This is a genomic window from Streptomyces celluloflavus (assembly GCA_000720995.1).
GTDB classification, from domain to species: Bacteria; Actinomycetota; Actinomycetes; order Streptomycetales; family Streptomycetaceae; genus Streptomyces; species Streptomyces celluloflavus.
The window spans coordinates 1-3,617 of sequence record JOEL01000112.1 but is presented as its reverse complement, the minus strand read 5'-3'; the positions used below and the strand labels follow the sequence as shown (position 1 = coordinate 3,617).

The window sequence follows — 3,617 nt, the reverse complement described above, 5'->3', positions numbered from 1 at the left end:
GGGTGGGGGTGGGCGGGGGAGAGGGAAGGGGAGGAGGGTGCCTGGGGGCGGGCGGGCATGTCTGAGCGGCTTGGGGCGCGGGTCGGCCCAGGCCCGGCGTTCGAGCCGGGTCCAGGGGCGCTGCCTGGTACCGGCCTGGGGCTACGGCCAGGCATGGGCCACGGGCTCGATATCCGGCTCGCCCTGATCTGGACTCGGTTCGTCCCTGTGCTTGGCTTTCCCGGCTGCCGGGACGGCCCGGGATGTACGGCGCGGCCGGGACGAGTGGAGCAGGGCCTCCGGGCTCCACAGTGGCCGTATCGGACCAGGAGGCGGACCGTCATCGGGCGGTCGCCAGGCGGGCAATCACGAGCAGGGGGGAAGCACAATGAACGGGACGGACGGATGGGGCTTCGCCCGGAGCAAGCCGGACGGCGCGGCGGACGGCGTGGTGAACGGACGGGACCGGGCGGCCGGAGCAGCGGACCGGCCGGTCCGTACAGCGCGGCCGGCAAACGCGCCCGAGTGCGCACCGCGCGGCCCGGACGACCCGAGGCGCACGGCCCGCGCCGCACTCACCCGCGTCATCGAACCGGGTGACGAAACCGCCGGCCGCTGGCTGCGTGAGATGGGCCCGGTGACGCTGTGGCGCGCACTGTCGGGTGACGCGGACCCGCCCGAAGGCGCGGCCCGGGACAAGGTCGCCGGCCTGCGGCAGCGCGCGGCGCGGGCGGACCCCGCAGCGGACCTCGCGGCCGTCGCCGCACTCGGCGGTCGCTTCATCTGTCCGGGCGAAGAGGAATGGCCCGGCCAACTCGACGACCTCGGCGACGGCCGCCCCATCGGTCTGTGGGTGCGCGGGACGGCGAACCTCCGGCTGTGGGCACTGCGCTCGGTCGCCATTGTCGGTGCACGAGCCTGCACCGAGTACGGCGCCCACCTCGCCGCCACCCTCGGCGCCGGCCTCGCCGACCGCGGCTGGACGGTCGTATCCGGAGCCGCCTACGGCGTGGACGGCGCGGCCCATCGTGGCGCGCTGGCCGCGGACGGCGCGACCGTCGCCGTACTCGCCTCCGGCGTCGATCACGCCTACCCGCGCGGGCACACCGAGTTGATCGGAAGAGTCGCTCAACAGGGCTTGGTGGTAGCCGAGTTACCGCCCGGTGACCACCCCACCCGCAGCCGGTTCATCCAGCGGAATCGCGTCATCGCCGCGCTCACCAGAGGCACCGTCGTAGTGGAGGCCGAGCTCCGCAGCGGTTCGCTGGTCACGGCCCGGCGCGCACTGGACCTGGGGCGGTTCACGATGGGGGTGCCGGGACCTGTCACCAGCGGGCTTTCCGCCGGTGTGCACCAACTGCTGCGGGGTGAGGCCGCGGTGGTCACCGACGCCGATGAAGTCATCGAACTCGTCGGCAGCATCGGCGACCTCGCCCCCGAGCGCCGTGGGCCGACGCTCGCCCGCGATCTCCTGGACCCCGTCGCGGCCCGTGTACTGGAAGCGCTGCCCGCGCGCGGCGGCACGGATACGCCCTACCTGGCGAGCGAATCGGGCACGCCCCGCGACGTCACGCAGGGCAAGCTCTTCGAGCTCCAGACCCTCGGATTCGTTCAAAGGTGCGGCGATCGCTGGGAGTTGGTGCGGCGTGCCGAACCGACCAGAGATTCCCGGCGAGGCGGTACTTGACCTGGAGCGAACGGGTGAAAGGGTGAGGGGAATGACCGCAGAATCCAGGTTTGCCTTGCTTCGGCACGCAAGGCCGATCCGTTGGGAGACGGTGATGTGGCGCCATGGACGCACGGGATCCCGCGCGTCACATCGCCACGTCCGGCCGCACGATCCTCCGGGGCCTCGTGCCCGGCACGGCGGTCACCTGCCGCCACACCGTACGAGGTAACCCTGAGGTGCGGGCAGCGGAACGTATCTGCGCACGCCCGGACCCCTCTTCCTCGCACAACGCGACGCTGTGATCACGCTACGCTCACAGGCAATTCAACCCTCACCCACCCATCCCCCCACCAGTGTCTCGGCAGAACGGCTCAAGGCGACGAATGCCCCAGCACACCTCCGGGTCTGACCGTGCGGCAGTACCACCCGCCGCGCGCGGCAGCGGGCACCCCGCCGCGCCCGCCTCACTCGACGAGCTGTGGCGCACCTACAAGGCGTCGGGCGACAGCCGGCTGCGGGAGCAGCTGATCCTGCACTACTCGCCGCTGGTCAAGTACGTCGCCGGCCGGGTCAGCGTCGGCCTGCCGCCCAATGTCGAGCAGGCCGACTTCGTCTCCTCGGGGGTCTTCGGACTGATCGACGCCATCGAGAAGTTCGAGCCGGAACGCTCCATCAAATTCGAGACCTACGCGATCACCCGGATCCGCGGCGCGATGATCGACGAACTGCGTGCGCTGGACTGGATTCCCCGCTCGGTACGCCAGAAGGCCCGAGCCGTCGAGCGCGCCTACGCCACCCTTGAAGCGCAACTGCGCCGCACCCCGTCCGAGGCGGAGGTCGCCGACGAGATGGGTATCGCGCTGGAGGAACTCCACGGAGTGTTCAGCCAGCTGTCCCTGGCGAACGTGGTGGCGCTCGAAGAACTCCTGCACGTCGGTGGCGAGGGCGGCGAGCGGCTCAGCCTGATGGACACCCTGGAGGACACGGCGGCCGACAACCCCGTCGAGATCGCCGAGGGCCGGGAAGTGCGCCGACTGCTCGCGCGCGCCATCAACACCCTCCCCGAGCGCGAAAAGACCGTGGTCACGCTCTACTACTACGAGGGCCTCACGCTCGCCGAGATCGGCAATGTCCTGGGTGTCACGGAGAGCCGGGTGAGCCAGATCCACACCAAGTCCGTACTCCAGCTCAGAGCGAAGCTCGCCGACGTCGGACGCTGACCTCCGTACCAACCGGTCGCCATGCGGAGTGCCGCAACGGGCACGGCATCCGTACAGTGGTGGTGTGCCCAGGATTCGAGCGGCCTCCGTGGCCGAGCACCGGACGATGCAGCGTGGCGCCCTCTTGGACGCCGCCCGCACCCTGCTGTCCGAAGGCGGAACGGAAGCGCTGACCTTCCCCGCCCTCGCCGAGCGCACGGGACTCGCGCGCTCCTCCGTCTACGAGTACTTCCGCTCCCGTGCGGCCGTCGTCGAAGAGCTGTGCGCCGTCGACTTCCCGGTCTGGGCCGCGGAGGTCGAGGCGGCGATGGAGCGCGTTGATACGGCCGAGCAGAAGATCGAGGCGTATGTGCGCCGGCAACTGGCCCTGGTCGGCGACCGGCGGCACCGCGCCGTCGTCGCCATCTCGGCCGGTGAACTGGACGCCGGTGCACGCGAGAAGATCCGGGCGGCGCACGGCGGACTCATCGCCATGATCGTGGAAGCACTCGCCGACCTCGGCCACGAACAGCCCCGGCTCGCGGCCATGCTCCTGCAAGGCGTCGTCGACGCCGCGGTCCGCCGCATCGAGCTCGGGGCGGCCGAGAACCCCGACCAGATCACCGAGGCGGCGGTCGCGATGGTCCTCCGAGGCGTTCGCGGCTGACCTCGGGGGGTGCCTCTATGTCCTTCGTCAAGCGAGGCGGGGTGCTCGGTGTTCGTAGAAGGTGCCGTCGCGGAGCATCGCGAACAGCACGCTGATGCGGTGC

General features: G+C 71.1%; 3 protein-coding genes. All 3 read left to right on the top strand.

The annotated features are described in order from the left end of the window. Nucleotides 1-367 precede the first annotated feature (367 nt). Nucleotides 368-1,666 carry a DNA-processing protein DprA gene (dprA, locus tag IH09_RS36050; protein ID WP_052861966.1) on the top strand — a complete coding sequence of 433 codons (1,299 nt, stop codon included), beginning with the start codon at nucleotides 368-370 and terminating at the stop codon, nucleotides 1,664-1,666. 365 nt (nucleotides 1,667-2,031) lie between these two features. Next, nucleotides 2,032-2,868 carry an RNA polymerase sigma factor WhiG gene (gene whiG, locus IH09_RS36045; protein WP_052861965.1) on the top strand — a complete coding sequence of 279 codons (837 nt, stop codon included), beginning with the start codon at nucleotides 2,032-2,034 and terminating at the stop codon, nucleotides 2,866-2,868. Between the two features lie 106 nt (nucleotides 2,869-2,974). Then, the gene (locus IH09_RS36040) at nucleotides 2,975-3,514 is read left to right on the top strand and encodes a TetR/AcrR family transcriptional regulator (protein WP_094793174.1); all 540 of its coding nucleotides are present in this window, start codon (nucleotides 2,975-2,977) and stop codon (nucleotides 3,512-3,514) included. Nucleotides 3,515-3,617 lie beyond the last annotated feature (103 nt).

Coding starts and splice junctions, on each gene's coding strand:
- dprA (WP_052861966.1), top strand. CDS start 368: ATGAACGGGACGGACGGATGGGGCTTCGCCCGGAGCAAGCCGGACGGC.
- whiG (WP_052861965.1), top strand. CDS start 2,032: ATGCCCCAGCACACCTCCGGGTCTGACCGTGCGGCAGTACCACCCGCC.
- IH09_RS36040 (WP_094793174.1), top strand. CDS start 2,975: ATGCAGCGTGGCGCCCTCTTGGACGCCGCCCGCACCCTGCTGTCCGAA.